This is a genomic window from Mucilaginibacter gotjawali (assembly GCF_002355435.1).
Lineage (GTDB): Bacteria > Bacteroidota > Bacteroidia > Sphingobacteriales > Sphingobacteriaceae > Mucilaginibacter > Mucilaginibacter gotjawali.
Genome location: NZ_AP017313.1, coordinates 3,661,920 through 3,685,585, shown reverse-complemented (window position 1 = coordinate 3,685,585; position 23,666 = coordinate 3,661,920). Strand labels below are relative to the sequence as shown.

Genomic DNA, 23,666 nt, shown 5'->3' with positions numbered 1-23,666 from the left:
AATTTTATACACAAATATAAACTTTTCTGATTTACAGTTGATGGGTTAGATTCTTTAGTGTTAATTCATTTTCAAATCTTCAAATCACCAAATCTTCAAATTAACCCATCACTCCAATCGCTTCCTCGCCAATTCCTTACTATACCGGTCCGTAAGGCCCTTTTTGGGATGCACCAGGATGAAAACAGCGGTACCTTTTTCCCTGGCCAGCGGGTTTTCTACTTCGCCAATCTTCCGGTAACTCTCCAGCGCTGATTTGAAACTATTGATATTGCCGCCACCCTGGTCGTCAACGTAAATAATGTATTCGCCATCCAGGTTATCGGGCGCCCAAAGGGTAAAACTACTATTGAGGGAGATCACCTCCGGTAAATTGTATTGTTTATCATAATGGTGCAGTGCGCCGGCTTCGCCGTAGTTGTCGGCGTAGATCTGGGTATGTTTTTGCTGTTCGGGGGTTAAGGTTTTCCAGGCGGAATCTACCTTGGCGGCCATTTCGTCCCATCCCAGCATATCGGCATAATCCTGCGTGGTGGCATGTTCTTTATGATCTTCCCAGGTAACGGCAAACCTGAATGCAGTGGTATGATCATGCATATACCTGAATATGGCCAATGTTTGATTGAGGGAGAAAATCGGTAGCACCAGCGGGAGTAAAATCAGGTTAGGAATAGTAAACAAGGCTATGGTAAGGCCGCGTATTGTATAACCGCTTGCTTTTAGCCATCTTTCGAAACCAAAGCCACCTGCCGCAAACAACATCGGGTAAGCCCCAAACAGGTAATAGCTTTTGCCATGCATCACCAGTAAAAAAGTAAATATCAGCACAAAAGCAATGGCCAGGAACTGGAATTTATGTAGCCTGAAGGAGAATAACAAAAATATAAAGCCGGTAAGCCAAACAAATAAGGCGATGCCGTTTACCATAAGCTCCTGTTTGATGTAGTCAAAGGGTTGAATATAGTCCAGCTGCTCTTTTTGCAGCGTGCTCATGTGGGTGAACACCGGCAGATGGTGCTGAAACTGCCAGATGATATTTGGCAGCCAAATGAGCAAAGCAACCAAAGCCCCCCCTAAAATATGCCTGTTGAACAACATTTTGCGCTGTTTACTTATCAGGATGCCGAAAAGAAGCGAGAAGGTAAAAAATGCCATGGAGTATTTAGTGAGCATGCCCACACCAACTGCCATGCCGAGGAAATATAAATATTTAACCGAAGAAGTATTGCAATATTTTACCAGTAACCAAACCGCCAGCACCCACCAAAGCTGGTCAAACACTACCGGCTGGAATAAATAATCACTTGCCGCAAAAGCAGGGGAGAAGATGAGCGCCAGGCAGGCCAGCGCGACGGCAAACCTTTTGCCGCCCAGTTCAACGGTGATCTGCCCGGTGAACCAAATAATGAAGCCCCCTGCAATAGTAGGGAATATACGGGCTGCAAATACCGAATTGCCAAATATAGAGATGGTGATCTTTGCCAGCAGGGCTATAAAAGGCGGTACTTCTTTATACCCCCAATCCAGGTGATCGGCCAAAACCAAATGTAAAAACTCGTCGCGGTGAAAACCGAAATGAGCAATTGCCAGCAAATTCAGACCAATTTTAATCAAAACAAAAATCAGAATAAAACTGGAATAGGTTGATCTCCGGTTCTTATAGGGCATTTATAATCGCGTTTGCGATAAAGATAGTTTTTTTAGTCGGAAAGTCCGAAAGTCCGAAAGTCCGAAAGTGAAAATTTGATAGGAGTCCGAAAGTCGGGAAAGACCGAAAAAAAAGTTGTCAAGCCAAAATAATTGTAATTAATTTCTGCTGAGTCCGTTAAAACAAAAAGAGCTGCAATCACCAATTTGCAACTCCTTTCTTCTCTTTCGGACTTTCGGTCTTTCCTGACTTTCGGACTTCCTTAAATCCGTTTAATATTTGCGCCTAACGCTATCAGGCGTTTATCGATATACTGGTAACCGCGTTCAATTTGTTCGATATTGTATATGGTTGATTTACCTTTTGCAGATAGGGCGGCAATTAACAGGGCAACACCGGCGCGGATGTCGGGCGAGGTCATGGAAATACCGCGCAGCTGCACCTGTTTATCCAGGCCTATTACCGTTGCACGGTGCGGATCGCACAAAATGATCTGGGCGCCCATATCCAGCAGTTTGTCTACAAAAAACAGGCGGCTTTCAAACATTTTTTGGTGGATCAGTACCGAGCCTTTGGCCTGTATGGCCACTACCAGGCAAATGCTCAATAAATCAGGCGTAAAGCCGGGCCATGGGGCATCTGCAATGGTCATGATGGAACCATCAATAAAGGTATCTATCTCGTAATGTTTTTGCGCCGGGATAAAAATATCATCACCCCTCAGCTCCATTTGGATGCCGAGGCGTTTAAAAACGTCAGGGATCATCCCAAGCTCATTATAATGTACGTTTTTGATGGTGATCTCAGATTCTGTCATGGCAGCCAGGCCGATAAACGAACCGATCTCGATCATGTCCGGCAGTAAACGGTGTTCCGTTCCGCCCAGTTCAGCAACGCCTTCAATACTCAATAAATTCGAACCAATGCCGCTGATCTTTGCGCCCATGCGGTTGAGCATTTTACATAGTTGCTGTAAATAAGGTTCGCAGGCAGCATTATAAATGGTGGTGGTTCCTTTTGCCAAAACGGCAGCCATCACAATGTTGGCAGTTCCGGTAACCGATGCTTCATCCAGTAAAATATAGGTGCCCTTTAAGTTAGAGGCGTCAACATTAAAAAAACCATTGGATGGGTCGTAGTTGAACTGCGCGCCCAATTTTTCAAAGCCCAAAAAGTGGGTGTCCAACCTGCGGCGGCCAATTTTATCGCCACCGGGTTTAGGGATGGCCGCCTTGCCAAAACGGGCAAGCAATGGGCCAACAATCATGATCGAGCCTCTAAGGCCTCCTCCTTTTTCTTTAAAGGCATCTGATTTAAAAAAGTCAAGGTCGATGTTTTTTGCTTCAAAACTATAGGTGTCCGGCGCAAGTTTTTCCACTTTCACCCCCATGTCGCCCAATAATTCTATCAGTTTATTTACATCTTTAATATCAGGGATATTGCTGATGATGATTTTTTCGCCGGTCAATAAAACCGCGGAAAGCACCTGTAATGCTTCGTTTTTTGCACCTTGCGGAATGATCTCGCCTTTCAGCGGTGTTCCGCCGATTATTTCAAATGCGTTGGTCATGTTTTAGTTCAATATGCAGTCCATAGACGATAGTCCATGGTCCATAGTTTTTATTTTGTAATTGAATGAAACCTCATTCATGAAGACAATTTGCCATGGTCTATGGACTATCGACCATGGACCCATGTTAATATTTCTTTGCGCCGCCGCTATTGCGGTTGCGGTTTTGGTTGTTGTTATTGTTACGCGGGTTGTTGTTATTGTTGTTGGTACGGCCGCGGTTGTTTTGGTTATTGTTGTTGTTGGTACGGCCGCGGTTGTTTTGGTTATTGTTGGTATTATGCGGTATCGAACGGTATTCAACCTTGTTCAGGTTGATGTTTTCTTCGAGTTTTAACTGGCCGCCGGATAGGTTATACAAGTCAGACAGGATAATCTCGTCAGCCACTGAATCTTTATTCCATTGCACATAAGCCATTTTCATAAAGTTTGCGATGGCTTGTACCATATGGCGTTTACGGTCGGCATCATCTATACTTTTGGCTTTTTCAATCATCAGTTCAATGGTTTTGCCATAGTGCTTATATTTGATACGCTGGTGCGGATACCTCAGCGGTTCGGGCTTCATATGGATCGCCTCGGTAGACGGTTTCGGATATGGCGAATCCACGTCGATCTGAAAATCAGAGATAATATGCAGGTGATCCCACAGTTTATGTTTAAAATCGGCAACATCGCGCAGGTGGGGGTTCAGGAAACCCATCAGGTCAATCACCACCTGGGCGTAACGGTTACGTTCTTCTTTGGTAGGCAGCGCAACAATATATTTTACCATATTTTGTACGTTGCGGCCATATTCAGACAGGATAAGTTTATTCCTGGTTGAGTTATAATCAAAATTTTCGGGCATAGTTTTATAGCTATGTAATGAATAGAATTATTGAAAGTTTAAAATCAGCACAGACATTACTTCCTAAAAAAGCCGGAAATAACAGGCCAAAGTTGAATTTACCTGAACAGGTAACGCAAATATAAAGCAATTGTGTGAAAGTGCAAATTGTTTTTTTGAGTCAGGAAAGACCGAAAGACCGAAAGACCGAAAGACCGAAAGACCGAAAGAATTTGGGTGATAAAGATAATGCAATATAATTGAACCGTTTTATGAGCTATTTCATTAAATGAAAAGCAATATAAATTCTTTCGGACTTTCCGGACTTTTCCGACTTCCGGACTAAAATATCTATTTTCGCATATGAGTTATCCAGTCATCATTACCAAAATAGATATTTACAGGTTCAGTATCCCGATGGTGCCGTTTACTATAGCCACGGGTACGATGGATCATGCACAGAATGTGTTTATCAGGGTGCATACTGATGCCGGATTTTATGGAGTAGGAGAGTGTTCTGCGTTCCCGGTGATTGTCGGGGAAACCCAGGATACCTGTTTAATAATGGCCAGGGAATTTGCCGGGCTTTGGATAGGGGAAGATGCGCTGGATATTGAAGCCCGTTTGCAGCAGCTCCATAGTTTTACCGCCGGTAATACGACGATAAAAAGCGCCTTCGATATGGCTTTATATGATATTGCGGCCAAATATGCAGGCTTGCCCCTTTACAAGTTTTTAAGCGGAGAGAAACGGGTGGTGGAATCGGATATAACCATTGGGATCGCATCGCCCGAAATGATGGCCGGAAAAGCAATAGCATTTAAACAATCAGGCGCCAATATCCTTAAAGTAAAATTAGGAAAGGATGCTGCAGGGGACGTTGAACGTGTAAAACAGATCCGTGAAGCCGTAGGGGAGAGGCTGGCGATACGCATTGATGCCAACCAGGGCTGGAGTTTTGATGATGCCGTTTTTGCATTACAGGCAATGGGTAAATATGATATCGAATTTTGTGAACAGCCAATGCGCACCTGGTATGACGACCAGCTGCCCCAATTGATGAAGCTTTCACCCGTAAAAATAATGGCGGATGAAAGCGTTTATAATCATCATGATGCCCGGAAACAGATCAACAGCGGTTCATGTGATTATATCAATATAAAGATGGCTAAATCAGGCGGGATATTTGAAGCCAAACAGATCCACGACCTGGCTGCTGCCAAAGGCATTGCCTGTATGATGGGCGGCATGCTGGAAAGCCGCATTGCCTTAAGTTCCAAACTGCATTTTGTTTATGCCAGCCCCAACATTAAATTTTACGACATGGATACCTGTATGCTGGGTCACCTGGTTGATCCTTGTGTTGGCGGTGTTACCTACGATGGGTACAAATTAAATATTGCTGATCGGCCGGGTATCGGCGCTGATGCGGATGAAAGCTTTTTGGAGAAATGTGAAAAGGTTACTGTCTGAACACGATTTACAGGATTTATGAGATTCGAAAGATATAACTCTGCCTTATCTTGTAAATCTTATAAATCCTGTAAATCGTGTTCAGACGCTCAACTCCGCAAAATATTTATGAAACAGCGGGATCGTCTCAATACCCTTGTAATAATTAAAAATATCGTACTTCTCGTTTGGCGAGTGCAGCGCATCGCTATCCAGGCCAAAACCCATCAATACTGTTTTTATACCTAATTCAGCCTCAAATAACGACACGATAGGGATACTTCCCCCGCCGCGTGTAGGGATTGGATCCTTACCAAATGAAGTTTTAATTGCTTTTTGGGCGGCGCGGTAGGCGATACTGTCAGTGGGGGTAACCGCAGGCTCGCCGCCATGGTGCGGGGTAACTTTTACTTTTACTGCTTTTGGCGCTATCTTTTCAAAGTGAGCGGTAAAAAGCCGGGTTATTTCGTCGGATGTTTGGTTGGGCACCAGCCTCATTGATATTTTGGCATGCGCTTTTGATGGCAGCACGGTTTTGGCTCCCTCGCCGGTATAGCCTCCCCAGATGCCGTTTACCTCGAGGGTTGGCCTGGTGCCGGTACGTTCAAACGTAGTATAGCCTTTTTCTCCCCAAAGCTCGTCAACGCCCAGGTCGGTTTTGTATTCCGCCTCATCGTAAGGCGCATTGTTAAGCGCAGTACGTTCTGCCGCAGTTAATTCAACTACCTTATCATAAAAGCCGGGTATAGTGATGTGATTATTTTCATCGTGCATGGATGCGATCATTTTGGCAAGTATAGTTGCCGGGTTGGCTACGGCGCCGCCGTATACGCCTGAATGCAGGTCGCGGTTCGGCCCGGTCACTTCTACTTCCAGGTAGGATAAGCCACGAAGGCCGGTCTCCAGCGAAGGATGTTCCATGCTGATCATAGATGTATCTGAAATCAATACCATATCAGCTTTTAGCTTTTCTTTGTTCTCTTTAACGAAAATTGCCAGGTTTGATGATCCAACTTCTTCTTCCCCTTCGATCATAAATTTGATATTGCAGGGCAAAGTATTGGTTTGCATCATTAGCTCAAAAGCTTTAACATGCATATAAAATTGTCCCTTGTCGTCGCAGGCGCCGCGGGCGTATATTTTTCCATCACGGATGGTAGGCTCAAAAGGAGGGCTGTTCCAGAGTTCCAGGGGGTCAGCAGGCTGAACATCATAGTGCCCATAAATCAACACCGTTGGCTTGCCTGCATCCATGATTTTTTCACCATAAATTATCGGGTAACCAGCAGTGGCACAAACTTCAACGTTATCAGCTCCCGCATCACACAATTTTTTGGCGACAAAATCTGCAGTTTTAAGTATATCAGCTTTGTATTTCGGATCGGCGCTTACCGACGGGAAACGAAGCAGTTCAAACAACTCATCCAATAATCGTTGTTTGTTGTTTTCAATATATTGTTTTATAAGCTCCATACATATCAATTTGGAGCAAATATAGGGTTTGTTTTGGGAGAAAATATGGAATAATGAATAGCCTGAGACCCGTTAAGAATAAAAGTTGTCTTTCTTATTCATCAATGAAGGTGTAACCGAAGTTCAGCAATGCGGTATGTTCAACGGAACGTGTTTGCCAGATTGAGGCTAAATAATTAAACCTGATCCTGAACAATAAAAAAAGACCTGTTTCAGGCGAAACAGGTCTTTTTTTATTATAAAGTTTAAAACTTATCAGTTTAAATCAGCACTGCCGGTGTTTTTCTTGTCGCTAAGGTCAGCACTACCGGTGTTTTTCTTATCGCTCAGGTCATTGTCATCGCTCAAGTCAGCGCTTCCGGTGTTTTTCTTGTCGCTCAAGTCAGCGCTTCCGGTGTTTTTCTTGTCGCTCAAGTCAGCGCTTCCGGTGTTCTTTTTGTCGCTCAAATCAGCGCTTCCGGTATTTTTTTTGTCGCTCAAGTCAGCGCTTCCGGTATTTTTTTTGTCGCTCAGGTCAGCGCTACCGGTGTTTTTCTTGTCGCTCAAGTCAGCACTTCCGGTATTTTTCTTGTCGCTCAAGTCAGCGCTTCCGGTATTTTTTTTGTCGTTCAAATCAGCGCTTCCGGTATTTTTTTTGTCGCTCAGGTCAGCGCTACCGGTATTTTTCTTGTCGTTTACGTCAGCGCTACCAGTGTTCTTTTTGTCCGAAACAGAAATTGTGTTTTTTATTGCATTAGTTTTAGCTATAGCCGAAGTTGAGAGCGCGCCAATACTTAAAACCAGTGCTGTTGAAAATAATAACTTTTTCATATAGAATATTTAGTGATTTAGCAGTGTATATAAATTTTAATTACAATCTTTTTCTCAATAATTTATTTATCAAATACCATATCTTTTTTTAAATCACTTCCGTACAACAGCCAATTAAACACCGGCACCTGGTTTTTGACCGGCAACAGCTTATCAAAAACAACGACTGTAAAAAAAGAGCAGAATAGTCGTAACGGTATTGTTATTTTCTTTTTTCAAGAAAAACTTAAAAAAAAGAACAATAATTAAACCGCGCGAATTTTATTAAAAATGGAATTTGGATTGTTAAATAAAAATCAAGGCATTGATAGCGCGTATTTGTGACGTGATAAACAGCATGTCAGCCAAATAGTGCGGTAAAAAAGAACAGCTTGATTGATTTAACTTTCGTTGTCCAATAACTTATCAGCGTCAAATGTAAATAATGGATTTCAATAAACAAAATAAAATATCAAATTAATTAAGGAAATTTTGCTCAATAATTGATGTGCTCATGAAATTTTTACAACTTTCTTTTAAAACGAACGTAATAAAGCCTTAATGAAGAAGATTCTCCTGTTTGTTTTTTTTATAATGCTTAATTTTTGTGTGATGGCTGACGCATCAGGCGGGAATTTGGCGCGGGATACTAATGAAGTTATTAAGTTAAACAAACAAGGGTTTGCGGGCCGGTTAACCAACCCTGAACAGACGGTCAATAACGCGGAAAAAGCAATGGCGCTGGCAAAATCCCTGGATTATAAAAGGGGTATCGGCGAGTCATACAGGGTAAGAGGTATAGGTAATTATTATCTTAATCAATCTCAAAAGGCTATTGATGATTATTTAACGGCAATTGACTATTTTAAGCAGGCCAATGATCTGCACAGCCAGGCAAAAGTTTATAATAACATAGGGATCCTGTACCGCGACAATGATTATGATGATGCCCTGAATTTTTTCAACCAGGCCTTGCCCATCGCGCTCAAATTGAAAGACAACCACCTAGTGGCCTCGATATACCTGAATATTGGCGATGTTTACTTCCGCAAGAAAAATTTTTACCAGGCATTAAATTATGATAACCAAAGCAATGTGATTTTTGCCGCTTTAAAGGACTCGGTAAACCTGGTATTATGTTTACAGAACAAAGGGGTTATTTACTTTAACCTTCATCAATATGATAAGGCCCTTGGTTTGTTGTTAAGTGCCAACCAGCAGGCGCACCAGTTAGATCTCAATGAAACTATCGCAAGTATAAATTTAACCATTGCCGAATCGTATATCGCACAGGAAAAATATACTGAGGCTGAAAAAGCTATACAGGAAGGCCTGGTATACGCCAATACGGTAAAAGATGAAAAAATAGAAGCCGACTTTAAATATACAAGCTACCAGCTGGAGGCAAAACGTAAAAACTATGAGCTTGCGCTTAATTATTTGCAGAGCATATACCATAAAGACAGCGTTTCGTTTAAGCAAAACAGTTCAACGCAAATAACTTTGCTGAGGGAGCAGGCAAAGCAGCAGGCCCGTATTAAGGAAAACGAAATATTACTGCAAAGGCAAAAATACGATAGGGTACGATTCTGGGGGGTAACGGTTGTTGCCGGCTTATTGCTTGTTTTGGTGGGTTTGCTGGTTAGCAATGTTAAACGGAAGGCAAAAACCAATTTACAGTTAACGGCACTAAATGCCGAAGTCTCCAGGCAAAAAGATAACCTCGACAGGATCAATCATCACCTGGAAGAAATAATTGACGAAAGAACAAAAGATTTGCAGGTTAAAAATAAAAAACTCTCTGAGTATTCATCCTACCTGTCGCACCAGATACGCGGGCCCATAGCAACCCTTAAAGGATTATTAAACCTCGAAAAAGAGGGTTTGGTTGACCAGCGCGAATGTATCAGGATGATGAACAAGAGCGTATCGGAAATTGATGACAAAATCATCGAAATGAGCGATATGCTCCACGATCCGGGAAGAGCCGGATTTTAATCAGCTCATCATTCATTTAAAAGGTTGCTGAGCTGTTGAAGCAGCTAAGCAGTATCAGCTATGACCTATCAACTCCTTTAAATAGGCAACGCCGGGTGGATCTGCGCCTCAATTAACCCAAGGTATAAACAATACCAGGCGATCATTTGAAGAACAAGTACCTGGCGATGTTTTTTATACCCCTTTGTTTCAAATGCCAGCTTCTCATCCCCGGAGGTTACAAAATACCTGACTTCTCCTTTACTGGGTTTAAAAGTCGACTCTAATAAGTCAAAAGCCTTAACTTTTAATTTGCTTACAGGATCGTGTATGATTTCATCATTGACTGCAGCATCACCGGATATTGAGATCAAATAATTTGACATAACAGTAGCGTTTATCCAACCTGTTTTGCAATTATTACTCCAAAAGTTTTGTTATTTGCCAGAAACAGCAATTTTAATAACAATAGCCTCAAAATATAATTTATTTAGCCGGAAATTTCAGGCAAACAGACTTTAGTGACAGCTGGATAGTACAAAAGTGTCATGTATAATAAACAGAAAAGGAAAAATTAAACTGCTTCGGCAGTTCTGTTGCGCAATTCTTCGTAAAGTAAAATCACTTTACGCTGCAAGTTTGCTATTTCAGCTTCGCGGTCAACTATTTTCTTTTGGGCGATGCTTAAATTTGAAACCTGGGGTTCTGCGCTTTCAGCGTCTAACGACAATAAGTTAACTACATTAACTTCGTAAATGTTGGCGATCTGTTCCAGGCGAGATAAGTTGATATCTGTAACACCGGTTTCAATTTTTGAAAATGCGGGGATGGAAATTCCCAAACGGTTTGCCACGTCTTCCTGGCTCCAGCCGCGCTGGTGACGTAGGGTCCGGATGTTTTTACCAACAGATTTATTGGTTTTCTTTTTTAGATTTTCAGTCATAATCAGGTTTTCCTCAATAATATTAGATCACTTAGGGTGAAAAAAATCAGACAAATTTTATGCCATGTTTAATTATAGGGCAAAATTAACTTGCCATACAATTAATAAATAAAATGTCGGGAAATATTGGGGAATATTTTCCACGCAGTTGGGTAGAAAAAATCACTGCTTTACAAGATCCGTAATTTTGCAAATTTCAGTAAAAGCTGCTTTTGACCTATTTCCTTGAAGAAAATGGTTGCCTTGATATCCGGCTTATTGCCTTCAAGGCTTATTACCTTGCCAAACCCGAATCTTTCGTGCTCAACTTCCATACCAACCTGCAGGTTCGATGTATCTGATGGCGCAAAACCCGCCGAAGGCACATGCGCCTTTGCCAGGATCGAGGTTGTTTTAACAACGGCGGCTTTAGGTTTCGAGAAAGTATCTGCCCCCTTACCCCAGGCAGCGCGGTCGTCATCAAAAAACGGGTTGCCTGAGCTTGCCGGCTTAGCGGTAAAGTCAAGCTCAAGGTATTGCGCGTCAATTTCATCCAGAAAACGGCTTGGCTCGCAACTGATCAGTGTTCCAAATTTAAAGCGGGAAGTAGCATAACTCATGGTCAGTTTACTCTCCGCACGGGTACTGGCCACATAAAACAGGCGGCGTTCTTCCTCCAGGTCGCTGCGCGAATTCAGCGACATTTGCGACGGGAACAAATTCTCTTCCAGCCCAACTACATACACATGCGGAAATTCCAGTCCTTTTGATGAGTGGATGGTCATCAGCGACACCGTATCGGCATCGGCATTTTTGTCCTTGTCATCATTGGTCAATAAAGCCACATCCTGCATAAACACATCCAGCCCTTTTTCTTCAATATCTTCCCTTTCCGAAAATTCTTTGATCCCGTTCAGCAATTCCTGGATATTTTCGTAACGGTTAAGTCCCTCCACCGATTTATCTTCATACAGATCTTTCAGCAAACCCGAATGCTGGGCAATATGCAAAGCTGCCTCGTAGGCCGACAAATTTTTAGTGATCACCTGGAAACTCTGGATCATGGTAGAGAAGTTGCCAACCGCTGCCGATGTCCTTCCATCCAAATATTTCGACGGATCCAGCAATACTTCCCAGGCGGTAATGTTGTTTTGCCCTGCGCTTAATATAATGCGGTCTACCGTAGTGTCTCCAATGCCCCGGCGGGGGTAGTTGATCACGCGTTTCAGCGCTTCTTCATCCGCAGGGTTAAAGGTGAGCCTGAAGTAGCCGATCAGGTCCTTTATTTCCTTCCGCTGGTAAAAACTCAGGCCTCCGTATATTTTATAAGGCGTTCCCTGTTTGCGGAGCGCCTCTTCCATCGAGCGCGATTGCGCATTGGTGCGGTAAAGTATCGCGAAATCGCGCCAGGCCAAACCCTTGGTGGTCCTTTGGAACATAATGTCCTCTGCCACCAGCTTTCCTTCCTCATTATCGCTGAAGGCCCGCATCACTTTTATTTTTTCACCCGTTTCCTTTTCCGAAAAAACGTTCTTTTTCAGTTGTTCCTTATTATTGGAGATGATGCTGTTGGCAACATTTACAATGTTTTGGGTTGAGCGGTAGTTTTGCTCCAGTTTAAATACTTTCAGGTCGGGGTAGTCCTTTTCAAAGTTCAGGATATTCTGGATATTGGCGCCGCGGAAGGCATAGATACTTTGCGCGTCATCGCCTACCACGCAGATGTTCTCATTCACCGCCGCCAGCTTTTTAACGATCAGGTATTGCGAAAAGTTGGTATCCTGGTACTCATCCACCATCAGGTATTTAAACTTATGCTGGTATTTATTCAGTACTTCGGGATGCAGTTTTAGCAGTTCGTTGGTTTTAAACAGCAGGTCGTCAAAATCCATGGCGCCGGCACGGTAACAGCGCTGCGCGTAGTTTTGGTAAATGACGCCTATTAAACCCCTGCCGCTGCTGAAATCATCCGCCTGGATCTGCTCGTTCTTTTGATACTCCTGCCAGCCAATGAGGTTATTTTTTGCCGCCGAAATGCGGTTATGTACAAAGTTGGGGTTATACAGCTTATCGTCCAGGTTCATTTCCTTCAGGATGGCCCTCAGTACGCTTTTGCTGTCGTCGGTATCGTATATGGTAAAGTTGCTGGGGTAACCAATTTTATCGGCCTCTACCCGTAATATTTTGGCGAAAACAGAGTGGAAGGTGCCCATCCAGATATTTTTTGCTTCGGGGCCCACCAATTGGTTGATCCGTTCGCGCATTTCTTTGGCCGCCTTGTTGGTAAAGGTAAGCACCAGGATGTTAAAACTATCCACCCCGCTGCGGATCAGGTGCGCCACCCGGTAAGTGATCACCCTTGTTTTGCCCGATCCTGCGCCTGCGATGATCATCACCGGCCCTTTTAATTGCTGTACCGCCCTTTGCTGTTCGGGGTTTAAACCCTGTAAATAATCCAAATCTTTTTCCTCTTTTCTATACGGCGAAATTAGGCTTTTGCGGCGAAAGTAGGAAGAGGAAAAGTCGGGAAAGTCGGGAAAGTCCGGAAGTTTGGAGGACCGGAAGATGGAAAGGTTCATGGTCGATATTCCATGGCAGATGAGTATTTGTATTTTTGCCATGGTCCATGGGCTATGTACTAAAAGAAAACCACCTGAACCACCCGGGACGGATGAATGAGCCTGGTACACTAATTTTTTCTGTAAATTACTTGGACTTTTAAAGAAAAATGAGTATAAAAGTATCATTGAATTGTTAAAGTGGGCGTTCCCACGCTGATAGAAGCGGGGTCGCGTGCTGCACTCATACGCCGCTGGCATTAGGCGCGGCCTGCGCCGGGGCCCACGAAGCGGCCGGTATCCGTTTCGGCTGCTAACGCAGTATACGCCGTTAAAAAAGCTTTTGTCGTAAGATGTAAAAAAACACCGTCTATTAATATTTGTTGATAAATTGTTAATAAACTTGTCGCAGAGACAGTTCTTTTTATTGAAACAAATGTTTACTATTGCTACATCTAAATTTTAGTATTAAGCGTTCTTTATAAGGTTCTAAATTCAAACCTTTAACCTCACATTAAAGAGTATCTGACCTTTCAATTAACCCTATCACGTCCTATTTTCATGTTTATAACTATTTTAACTTCTTTAATTTCGTCTTTTGAACAATTAAAAGGATTAGTCTTGTCAACAAGCAGGTCTGGTTTAAATTTTTCTACCCATAAACAGACCTTGTCCATCAACGTTCGCTAATCCGCGAAATAAACCTGATTCAGCGAAGTATCAATGATTCTTCAGGCCAATTTGTGTGCTGTATCAAGCCAGAATAACAAAAATATTACAATATAAAACACCAATAACCTTTTAATAAACACACTTTAAAATGAAAAGATTTTACCTGACTTTACTTTTTACCGCCATCATCGGTTCCTCATTTGCACAGTGGAGTACCGCTGCCAACGGCACTGATATTTATAATAGCAACACCGGAAATGTGGGCATTGGTTTAACAGCCCCTTTAGCTTTCTTACATATTCTCGGCACAACGGAGCAACTACGTTTGGCCTATGATGTAAACAACTATATTAAATTTACAGTGTCATCTGCCGGAGGGTTGAGTATTGCACCCACCGGAACGGCAATTTCGACCACAATAAGCGGAGGGGTGATATTAGGTAACCCTAATCAAAACTTATATCTGCCATCAACCAATGGCGCGATTAATGCAACCGCGGCTTCATATCAATTCGCAGGGTCTGCAAACACGTATTTTCGCGCAGGAATCGGTGGTATATATTCTACACCACTGGCAACTGCACATAATTATTCCAACCTTAACGTAACGGCATCGCCATTTACTCTGGCCGCCTCGGTAAATATTCCTTTTGCTGCAAATGCGGTCATAAACCCGATCGGAGCCATCACTCTTGGAACCGGCTCAACAGTTAGTAATACGGCAACCCTGTATATCGATGGAGCCAACACACAGGGTACAAACAACTATGTATTATACTCCGGAGGGGCATCCAACTCACTAAACTATTTTGCCGGGATGGTGGCAATAAATACCCTCACTATGCCTGCAGGCTATCAATTTGCTGTAAGTGGAAACATGATAGCGACTGCTGTTACAGTTAAAGCTTTGGGTAATTGGCCCGATTATGTTTTCAAAAAGGATTATAGCCTGCCCTTATTAAGCGATGTAAAAACCTATATCGACCAAAATCATCATTTGCCTGAAGTGCCATCGGAGCAGGAAATTGCTAAAGACGGGCTTAATCTTGGCGAGATGAATAAGCTGCTGATGAAGAAAGTGGAAGAGCTTACACTTTATTTGATTGAACAAAATAAAGAATTAAAAGACGAGAAAGCTAAGAATTTAGCTCAACAGAAGCGGCTGGACGACATCGAAAAGAAACTAACTGAACTGGAACAAAAATAATTATTACGATACATTTTAAAAAATGAATATCTATTCTTGTTACATCTAAATTTTAATATTTAACCGTTCGTATCTAGGCTCAAAAACTAAAACTTTAATCTGGTCGCAAAAAAGAAGTATTTGACAATTTCAGTTAATCTTATTCAGCTTCCTTCATCATTATTTTCAGCTATTGAAATTTTGGCCCTATTGTCTTTGCCAAAATAAAAAAGCTCAAATTAGATACTTCTCAACAAAAAGCAGTTTGAAAAGCAACAAAAATTAAACCCACTTATTTTTTATATGAAAAAAGTATACTTGCTGATTATATCGCTATTGACCTTTGTAATCGATGTGTCCGGGCAAAGCACAACTTATGACCCCCGAATGGATCTGCCAAAAGTAACCCCGCCATCACCCAATGCAGCCACGTTAGGTAAATATGGTGATATTCCGGTTGGGTTATATTCCGGCATTCCTAATGTAAGCATACCGTTATATGACGTTAAATTGGGCAATTTTTCTTTGCCTATTGGCATTTCCTATCATAGCCAGGGCTTGAAAGTTGAGGAGAAATCAGGGAATATAGGTCTTTCCTGGGCGTTAAATGCCGGTGGAGTAGTTACACGGACCGTAAAAGGGTTGCCCGATGAAAACGGCATGGGCTATTGGGGACATTCAACCTGGACCAATCAGTATATCAGTAGTGCTTTAAATATTTCAGAGTCCTTTTGTAACGGAACTTATGATGCTCAGCCTGATATTTTCTATTTTAATTTTGGCGAATACTCCGGAAAGTTTGTTATAGATGCCACAACGGGACATATTGCACACATAATACCTGATCAACCATCCATTAAAGTTAAGGAGATAGACTCTCTCAACAGTTTTCAGATCACCGATGATAAAGGGATCAAATATATTTTCGATGTTAAGGAAACCACTACAGATGATAATGCCCCGCCTACTATATTAAGCTATACTTCCGCCTGGTATCTGTCAAAGATCGTTACGCCTGCCGGCAATATTACCTTTACCTATGCCAGCGACCAAACATACTATTATCAATATAATGAAAGCGACCATTTAAACAACAGCTCAAGTACGGATGCCAGTAAATTCAACCCCGGATTGAAGGTAAGCAATAACTATATTACAGTTGATTCGAGAATATTGACAGCAATAACGACACCTAATGAAGCTATTCAGTTTTATACGGTTGCCGACAGAAAGGATATGCCTGCTGCAAAACGGATAAACGAATTTGTTGTTAAAGATTATAATGGCGTAGTAAAAAAGAAAATAGTATTTAATCAAAGCTACTTTGGTAATAGCAATACCTCTTCACCGGAGGATTGCCGGTTGAAACTGGATCAGGCAATTGAGTTTTCTGCCGATAGTACACTCAGTAAAACCTATACATTTGGTTACAACAGCCCGGCCTCTGTACCGTCAGTGACGTCTTTATCCCAGGACTATTGGGGGTATTTTAACGGTAAAACCAATACCAGTTTGTTGCCGTATATGGACCCAAGGATATATGGATCATATGTTGCAAACCAGGCAACAGTTTATGGAAACCGGGATCCTGATATCAGTTACGCACAGGTAGGGTGCTTAAGTCAAATTACCTATCCCACCGGGGGAACAACTCAATTTACTTATGAAGGTAACGATTACAGCTCTGTAAATGGCACGCCGGTAAATGAACAGTTGCAAACCCAAAAACAGGCGCAGGCTACAGCCACTAAGACCTCTACCGTAAATATCCCCTCTGTTACCCAAACATTTACTATTAATTCGGCGCAAACCATATTGATAACCACACAAGGGAGTTATAGCGGAGCCCCACCGGTCGACAATGGCCCGAGCGTTTATATCAATCTGGTCAACTCCGATGGAAGCAGAACAAATATTTTGACCAGAAATATGATCAATTCCACGCTAAGTAGTACACAACAGCTATCGGTAGGTAACTATGAGATCATAGCTTCTGTCGATGGTGCCACTCAAACAGCTACAGGAACTGTACAATATTATTCAGCGGATGGCTACATCCATACAAAGTCAGCGGGGGGCATCCGGATCAAACAAGTTCTTAGTACCGACCCGGTAACAACGCACACGCTATTAAAGCAATACAGCTATAAATCAGCCACGGATGCAACCTTGTCTTCCGGCGCTTTGGTATCTGCCATCAACCTTGTGAGTTCAAAGATTTCAAATACATGGGGTTACCAATGGACGGTTAGAAGCGCAGGTACAAGTAACTACCTCGGAACTACGCAGGGGTGTTTCATTGGTTACGGAGCGGTAACTGAGAAAGATGGAAACTTAGATCAGGGTAAGAAAGTGTCTTATTTCACTACAGCTGCTGACTACGCTAACACCTATGGAACTGACAGTTTGATCATCAATCAAAACGAGGTCACCGCTTCTAATAACAGTAGTTATATAAATAAATATTTAAACGATTATGATGCTTATCGGGGCTTTCTAACCAAAGAGCAATTTTATAATTCGTCAAATCAACTTATTAAAGAAATAGATATTCAATATAATTTAACAGCAGCATTAACCCCTACGTCCACCAACTATTTTGCAATGAACTCCAAAGCAGGATTATTTATTGATATGTGCCATGTTGGTTGTACTCAATGTTATTGTATAAGTCCCGAACTTTGTTCATATTGTAATACATATTCTTATGAATTGCTTTATGTTTTCGACAGCCAGATCATCTGTCCCTGGATTTACAAGACGCAAACATCAGAGACGCAATATGATCAAAATGGGTTGAACCCGCTAACAACAATTACCAATTATTATTATGAGAACCCCTTACATGGTCAGGTTACCCGCACGGAGTTAACGAACAGCAGGGGGGGTATTGTGAAAACAATCAATAAATATGCCCAGGATAAAAGTTTGATCAGTAACCTCAGCACTACTGCAAGTTTGGCCGTTGACTCGATGGTCAGAAAGAATATGGTCAGTACGGTTTTGGAAAGCGAGCAGTATACGGGCGGTACATTTAATAGCCGGTTGCGAACCAATTACAGGATATGGGATGCCAACGGAATCATTGTTTCACCTGAAAATATCCAGTTTCAAACACAATTAAGTACCGGGCTTGAAAACCGGGTGCAGTTCACTAATTATGACAATATTGGGAATTTGTTGGAAGACGCAAAAGCCGGCGGGCCTACAACCGCTTACCAATGGGGATATAAGGGTCAATACCCGGTAGCCAAAGTAACTAACGCCCTGGCCAGCGACATCTTTTATGATAGTTTTGAAGAAGGGGATGGCACCAGTGCTTTAAATATCAGCAAAACAGGTCATTACAGCTATAGCGGGGGCACAGCTTATTCAAAAAACATATCGGGCTTAGTTTATACAGGCAATTATGTACTGAGTTATTGGTTAAAACCAACGAATGGTACATGGACGTTTGTGAGCAATATAGTAGCCGTGCCTGGCAGCACCTATACCATAGGACCAATTGCCGGGCAGATAGATGACGTTCGGTTTTATCCGTCAAATGCCCAGATGACCACTTATACTTATGATCCCTTGGTAGGCGTCACCAGTTCGACAGATGCAAAAAATGAGATCACCTACTATGAGTATGATAGCTTTCAGCGTTTGATCAATATCAAAGACAAAAACGGTAATATCATTAAGCATATGGATTACCATTACCAGGGCCAGTAAGTATTAACCTATAAAGTTTATCCTCATGATAATTGAAAAATTTAACATAAAAAGCAGGCTAAAGCTTAAACTGCTGGCATTAGCGCTGGCATTGCCGGTATTCAGCTTAAAGGCGCAAACCCTGGTGACGGCCCCAATGACAAGTACACCTGCAGCAGGTTCATATTACGGCACCAGCAGCATTACGCTGAGTCCTGGCTTTAGCGCCAGCGGGGCAACCGGGACCTATCAGTTTTATATTTTGAATGATTGCATTCCTTTAACCACCGCTCCAACAGCGGGCATGAATTATATCATGACTTCTGTACCAAGGATGCCCGCTTATGTGCCCGGCACCGCAGGCTACACCAGTTGTAATGTGATGCAAACCCTACAGTATATTGACGGGCTGGGTCGGCCGGTGCAAACTGTGCAAGTAAAAGGCTCGCCCCAGGGCAATGATATGGTACAGCCCATAGCTTATGACGCTTATGGAAGAGAAGCAACCAAATATCTGCCTTATGCCTTAACCGGCACGGCAACAAGCGATGGCAGCTACAAAAGTGATGCGTTAACGGCAAATGCAGGGCAGGCGCATTTTTACACCTCGCCGCCAACAGGGGTTAGCCCGATAACTACCCCGCAGGCAGTAACTGCGTTCGAACCTTCGCCGCTTAACCGTGTGGTTGAACAAGGTTCGCCCGGCGATGCATGGCAGCTAACCGGTACAGTTAACCCAAGCGGGATTGTTGCTGGTCACACTGTAAAAACAATTTATGCCAATAACGACGGTACACAATATTGGGCCAACCAGTATAGCGTAAATATAGACGCAGCCGGTAACCGAACCCTTATCTTTCAAAACCGTTATGGTACAAACACGCTGCTTGTAACAATAAGCCAGGATGAGAACTGGAATGCTGCCCAAAGCGATTCAAGATTAAATACTGCTGAAGAATACAAGGATAAACAGGGACACATTGTATTAAAGCGAACTTATAATTACAATACCGCCACCAGTACGCTTGAAACCCTGAGCACCTATTATGTGTATGACGATTTGGGCAACCTTGCATTTGTACTGCCGCCTGCCGCGGGTGCCGATGCCACGGCAGGCATTACCAGCGCGGCAAACCAAACCACGTTAAACAACCTGTGCTACCAGTACAGTTACGACGAACGGGACCGGCTTACCCAAAAAAGATACCTGGCAAGGGATGGGAATATATGGTATATAACCGACTCGACCAACTGGTATTGAGCCAGGACGCCAATCAGCGGGCCGGCAACCAGTGGACGGTAACGAAATATGATGCACAGGGAAGAGTTATTGTAACCGGCCTGTGGAACGCAGGCTCGGCGATAAATCTTGCCACCTTGCAGTCAAGTATTTATGCAGCCGTACAATGGGATACAAGAGACTATACAAATACTACAGCCACAAACCCCACCGGATATGTCATCAGCAGCTACCCGCAGTTAAGTACGGTGCTGAAAATAAACTATTATGACGATTATACTTTTCCGGCTAAACCCTCAACTGTAACCACGCCGTCGGGCGCCAGTACCAACACAACCGGGTTGCTTACCGCCACAGTAACCGGAGTGCTGAATTCCTCTGATATGTTGTGGACGGCACATTATTACGATGATTTTGGCCGGTTAACACAAAGCTACGCGCAGCATTACCTGGGGGGAGTATCAAGCCCGTATAACTATGATGTGGTTACCAACACCTATGATTTTACTGATTTTGTAAACGAGTTAGTCAGTGTCACCAGGCTGCATTATGGTAAAATTACAACTAATACCGCCGCTGTGCTTAATGCTACTATAACCAATACCTATGTATATGACCACATAGGCCATAAAAAACAGACGCTTGAAAGTATAAACGGCGGCGCTAATATATTGCTGTCTCAAAACAATTATAACGAGATAGGCCAGCTGATGGTAAAACAACTGCACAGCACAAGCAATGGCAGCAGTTTTTTGCAAAACACCAGCTATACCTATAATGAGCGGGGGTGGCTTTTAAAAATAAACGACCCAACTGTAGCGCCTTCTTCCACTCAATTATTTGCAGAACAATTGCAGTATAATAATGTAACTGCTGTACCCAATATATCGCCAACGCCGCAATATAATGGCAATATTGCCAGCCAAACGTGGTGGGCCATGACAAATCCTGTTACCACCGCTGCTAAAAGTTACACCTACAGTTATGATAACCTGAACCGGCTTACCGGGGGCATTTCCACAGATAATTTCACCGAAACGGGTATAAATTATGACCTAAACGGCAATATCACCAAACTTAACCGTTACATGGGCAGCAGTACAACGGCCCTTGATCAATTAACTTATACTTACAACGGTACAAACCAGGTACAAAGCATAAATGATGCAGCTGTTGACAATAGTTTATACGGGTACAGGCCGGGGACTTACAGCGGTTATCAGTATGACCCCAACGGTAATATGAAGGTATTGCCAACCCCACCAAACGGTAGTGCTGTAGCAAATATAAATATCCAGTATAACCTGCTGAACCTGCCCTGGAATATTACAGGTGGTAAAACAATTACCTATACCTACGATGCAGACGGGGAAAAGTTGCGAAGGGTGAGCCCTAATACAGGTAGTACAGACTATATCAACGGGATTCAGTACGACCAGGGTGTAGGAGCCACAGTACCCGCTATCAGTTTTATACAAACCGAAGAAGGAAAAGCAGTACCTGATGGTGCGGGCGGATACAATTACACCTATTATTTAGGTGACCAGTTGGGTAATACTAGGCTTACCTTTGATACCAAAACAGGCGTAGCGGTAATGTCCCAGCAGGATGATTACTATCCGTTTGGATACGAAATTTCGAGGGGCACGGTAACCAATCCCAAAAATGAATACCTTTATAATAAAAAAGAATTACAGGAGGAATTACAGCAATACGATTATGGTGCACGGTTCTATGATCCCGTAATCGCTACGTGGACTACGATAGATCCGTCTGCAGAGCGTTATTTCGCTTTGTCGCCGTACAATTATGTGGCAGATAATCCTATAAAACTTATTGATCCTGATGGAAACGATATTATTAACCCTCAACATATGGTATTGAGTAATACTATGTTAATACGAAAAATGCATCAGTTTGATTTAGCGGTTGCAAGGATTTCAGGGAGAAATATTCACTCTTATAAGTTTATAATCACTGGAGGCGATAGGTACAAGAAAAACGGTGACATTTACTCAGCTACTAACAATAATATTATAAGAAAGGCTGCCAGGCATTCAAGGCACCTGCAGGAAGAGGGCGCTATAGCAGTCGATTTATCTACCATAAAAGGGATTGACGATGATGTATTGAAAGCTGCTGCTGCGGAAACCGGATTTAGATTTAACCCTGACGGTGCTGATTATGATGATGGTCATTTTCATATAGATTTGGACATTAATCATAAATCAGGCAAAAGAAGTAAGTATGCCTCAGAATATTTAGACGACGACGACGATATAGACAAAGATCATAAACCTACTGATGAGGAATTGAACAAAAACGTTATAGCTGAACAACAAATTTTAAAAGAAGCGTTAAGTGGAAACACCTCCATGACAGAGGCCCTTTTTGGGCAAATAATGGACGATTGGTATAGATTTATGATTAGGGTAAAACAACAAAATCAAGAGAATCAAAAAATACTGGACGAGTTAAAAAGAAAGCTAATGACAAGGATAATAATTAAAACTAATGTTAAATTATAAAAAGATAAAAATGAATTTTAAACCACTTTTGGTAACTAATACTTTATTAATTTGCATGCTTTTTAATTGCTGCAATTCAAGCACTAGCAAAAAAACAACTGACGAATTAAAGAAGGATACAGTATCGATGTCACCATTTAGCAAGATAAGTAATTCAAATTCGAAAGATAGAAGCAATTCAGGAGAAGCATTGGCTGATAGTAATTTAGAATTTGAAAATGATATCTATTTGAAAATTGATAAGATTTATTCCGGGAAAATATATACGAACACAAAAGGTGAAGATGTGTTTTATAGAATTCTTGAAATACCAGAAGAGGAATATATATCGCTATTTATTGAAAATATAGCAATTGGAGAAGAAGGCGGAAAATATCAATTAGTTAAAAGATTCCGTTTAACTGACGATCATTCTGTTTTACCGAAATTTGGTTTAATTAGTGTTGACTCTATAAGGTTTGCAGATTCAATAACGATAGAGGGGTATTTTAATAAAAAGAAAGAAATAATAAATTTAAATACCATAACAAAAATATAAATTTCGTGGTGGACATTGTTCTGAATGCTTACCCCGCCCCGCTGTGCTTAGTTTGCCCAGAACGCTGTCACGAAGACTTTGTCTTCGGATTAGCTATGCCAGCCTCTGACTACAGTAAAGAAAAGCAAGATAACAGACGAAGCCGGCCGCGCGCCGGGCCCTGTTTATATAAAAGTTTACCACAAGATTGTTTATTTAAGCAAAATACCGCCAAAAAGTGCTGACACGATCCTGTCACTGACAAAATTTGCAAGTAGTTAAATAGCTGATAATCAAATTTTTAGCGCTTTGTGGCAGGTGTAGCACTTGTAGCACTACACTACAAAATTGTATGGGTGACATTTATTAAATGCCCATCCTGGCGCCAATCCGGGCAGGCCAAAAGCGCCGGACTTCTTGTACCCCGCTGACAGGCAGATGGTAGTTGTGCCTGTACGAAGTGTTAAGGTTTCCCGGCGCTTTGCGTAAGCGATTGCAGTGAAAAGCCCACAGCCCGGTAAAACAATAAAAAAAGGCCTTAAATAAACCGGGCGAGGACTTGTAACGGAAAGCGCGGCCCCCTTTTTCTACCAAAAGGGGGATACGCCC

Annotated in this window: 15 protein-coding genes; 7 read left to right on the top strand and 8 right to left on the bottom strand. The window is 42.4% G+C overall.

Annotated elements, in window-relative coordinates; all coding sequences use genetic code 11:
• Positions 1-108 precede the first annotated feature (108 nt).
• The 3 genes from MgSA37_RS16265 to MgSA37_RS16255 form a co-directional block, all read right to left on the bottom strand.
• Positions 109-1,668: a glycosyltransferase family 39 protein gene (locus MgSA37_RS16265; protein WP_096353378.1), complete on the bottom strand. Its 1,560-nt coding sequence runs from the start codon at positions 1,666-1,668 to the stop codon at positions 109-111.
• A gap of 242 nt (positions 1,669-1,910) precedes the next feature.
• Positions 1,911-3,218 carry a UDP-N-acetylglucosamine 1-carboxyvinyltransferase gene (gene murA, locus MgSA37_RS16260; protein WP_096353376.1) on the bottom strand — a complete coding sequence of 436 codons (1,308 nt, stop codon included), beginning with the start codon at positions 3,216-3,218 and terminating at the stop codon, positions 1,911-1,913.
• A gap of 127 nt (positions 3,219-3,345) precedes the next feature.
• Positions 3,346-4,068 carry a DUF4290 domain-containing protein gene (locus MgSA37_RS16255; protein WP_096353375.1) on the bottom strand — a complete coding sequence of 241 codons (723 nt, stop codon included), beginning with the start codon at positions 4,066-4,068 and terminating at the stop codon, positions 3,346-3,348.
• Between the two features lie 342 nt (positions 4,069-4,410).
• Between MgSA37_RS16255 and MgSA37_RS16250 the strand changes: the two genes are divergently transcribed.
• On the top strand, positions 4,411-5,520 hold the full coding sequence (locus tag MgSA37_RS16250) for a mandelate racemase/muconate lactonizing enzyme family protein (RefSeq protein WP_096353373.1): 1,110 nt from the start codon (positions 4,411-4,413) through the stop codon (positions 5,518-5,520).
• A gap of 81 nt (positions 5,521-5,601) precedes the next feature.
• Here MgSA37_RS16250 and MgSA37_RS16245 read toward each other — a convergent pair whose 3' ends face one another.
• Positions 5,602-6,972: a dipeptidase gene (locus MgSA37_RS16245; RefSeq protein ID WP_096353372.1), complete on the bottom strand. Its 1,371-nt coding sequence runs from the start codon at positions 6,970-6,972 to the stop codon at positions 5,602-5,604.
• Positions 6,973-7,227: 255 nt separating this feature from the next.
• Positions 7,228-7,782 (bottom strand): hypothetical protein, encoded by a 555-nt coding sequence (locus MgSA37_RS16240; protein ID WP_096353370.1) that lies wholly within the window; start codon positions 7,780-7,782, stop codon positions 7,228-7,230.
• Between the two features lie 540 nt (positions 7,783-8,322).
• Here MgSA37_RS16240 and MgSA37_RS16235 point away from each other — a divergent pair.
• Positions 8,323-9,759, top strand: coding sequence for a tetratricopeptide repeat protein (locus MgSA37_RS16235; protein ID WP_096353369.1), 1,437 nt, complete (start codon positions 8,323-8,325; stop codon positions 9,757-9,759).
• Between the two features lie 77 nt (positions 9,760-9,836).
• On the opposite strand, the gene MgSA37_RS16230 is transcribed toward MgSA37_RS16235, so the two are convergent.
• The 3 genes from MgSA37_RS16230 to MgSA37_RS16220 all read right to left on the bottom strand — a co-directional run bounded on the left by MgSA37_RS16230 (position 9,837) and on the right by MgSA37_RS16220 (position 13,119).
• Entirely contained in the window at positions 9,837-10,124 is a 288-nt protein-coding gene (locus MgSA37_RS16230; protein WP_096353367.1) for a hypothetical protein, read from the bottom strand.
• 188 nt (positions 10,125-10,312) lie between these two features.
• Positions 10,313-10,681 carry a helix-turn-helix domain-containing protein gene (locus MgSA37_RS16225; RefSeq protein WP_096353365.1) on the bottom strand — a complete coding sequence of 123 codons (369 nt, stop codon included), beginning with the start codon at positions 10,679-10,681 and terminating at the stop codon, positions 10,313-10,315.
• A gap of 170 nt (positions 10,682-10,851) precedes the next feature.
• On the bottom strand, positions 10,852-13,119 hold the full coding sequence (locus tag MgSA37_RS16220; RefSeq protein WP_096357539.1) for an ATP-dependent helicase: 2,268 nt from the start codon (positions 13,117-13,119) through the stop codon (positions 10,852-10,854).
• Positions 13,120-14,038: 919 nt separating this feature from the next.
• Between MgSA37_RS16220 and MgSA37_RS16215 the strand changes: the two genes are divergently transcribed.
• The 5 genes from MgSA37_RS16215 (at position 14,039) to MgSA37_RS16195 (ending at position 23,078) form a co-directional block, all read left to right on the top strand.
• Entirely contained in the window at positions 14,039-15,097 is a 1,059-nt protein-coding gene (locus MgSA37_RS16215; protein WP_096353364.1) for a hypothetical protein, read from the top strand.
• Between the two features lie 282 nt (positions 15,098-15,379).
• Positions 15,380-18,793: an RHS repeat domain-containing protein gene (locus tag MgSA37_RS16210; RefSeq protein ID WP_096353362.1), complete on the top strand. Its 3,414-nt coding sequence runs from the start codon at positions 15,380-15,382 to the stop codon at positions 18,791-18,793.
• Positions 18,794-18,818: 25 nt separating this feature from the next.
• The gene (locus MgSA37_RS16205; protein ID WP_096353360.1) at positions 18,819-20,033 is read left to right on the top strand and encodes a DUF6443 domain-containing protein; all 1,215 of its coding nucleotides are present in this window, start codon (positions 18,819-18,821) and stop codon (positions 20,031-20,033) included.
• Positions 20,000-22,540, top strand: a complete 2,541-nt coding sequence (locus MgSA37_RS16200; RefSeq protein ID WP_096353359.1) for an RHS repeat domain-containing protein — start codon at positions 20,000-20,002, stop codon at positions 22,538-22,540. Before MgSA37_RS16205 ends, MgSA37_RS16200 begins: the two co-directional genes overlap by 34 nt.
• A 10-nt stretch (positions 22,541-22,550) precedes the next feature.
• Complete coding sequence (locus MgSA37_RS16195) at positions 22,551-23,078, top strand: hypothetical protein (protein WP_157750598.1); 528 nt, start codon at positions 22,551-22,553, stop codon at positions 23,076-23,078.
• Positions 23,079-23,666 lie beyond the last annotated feature (588 nt).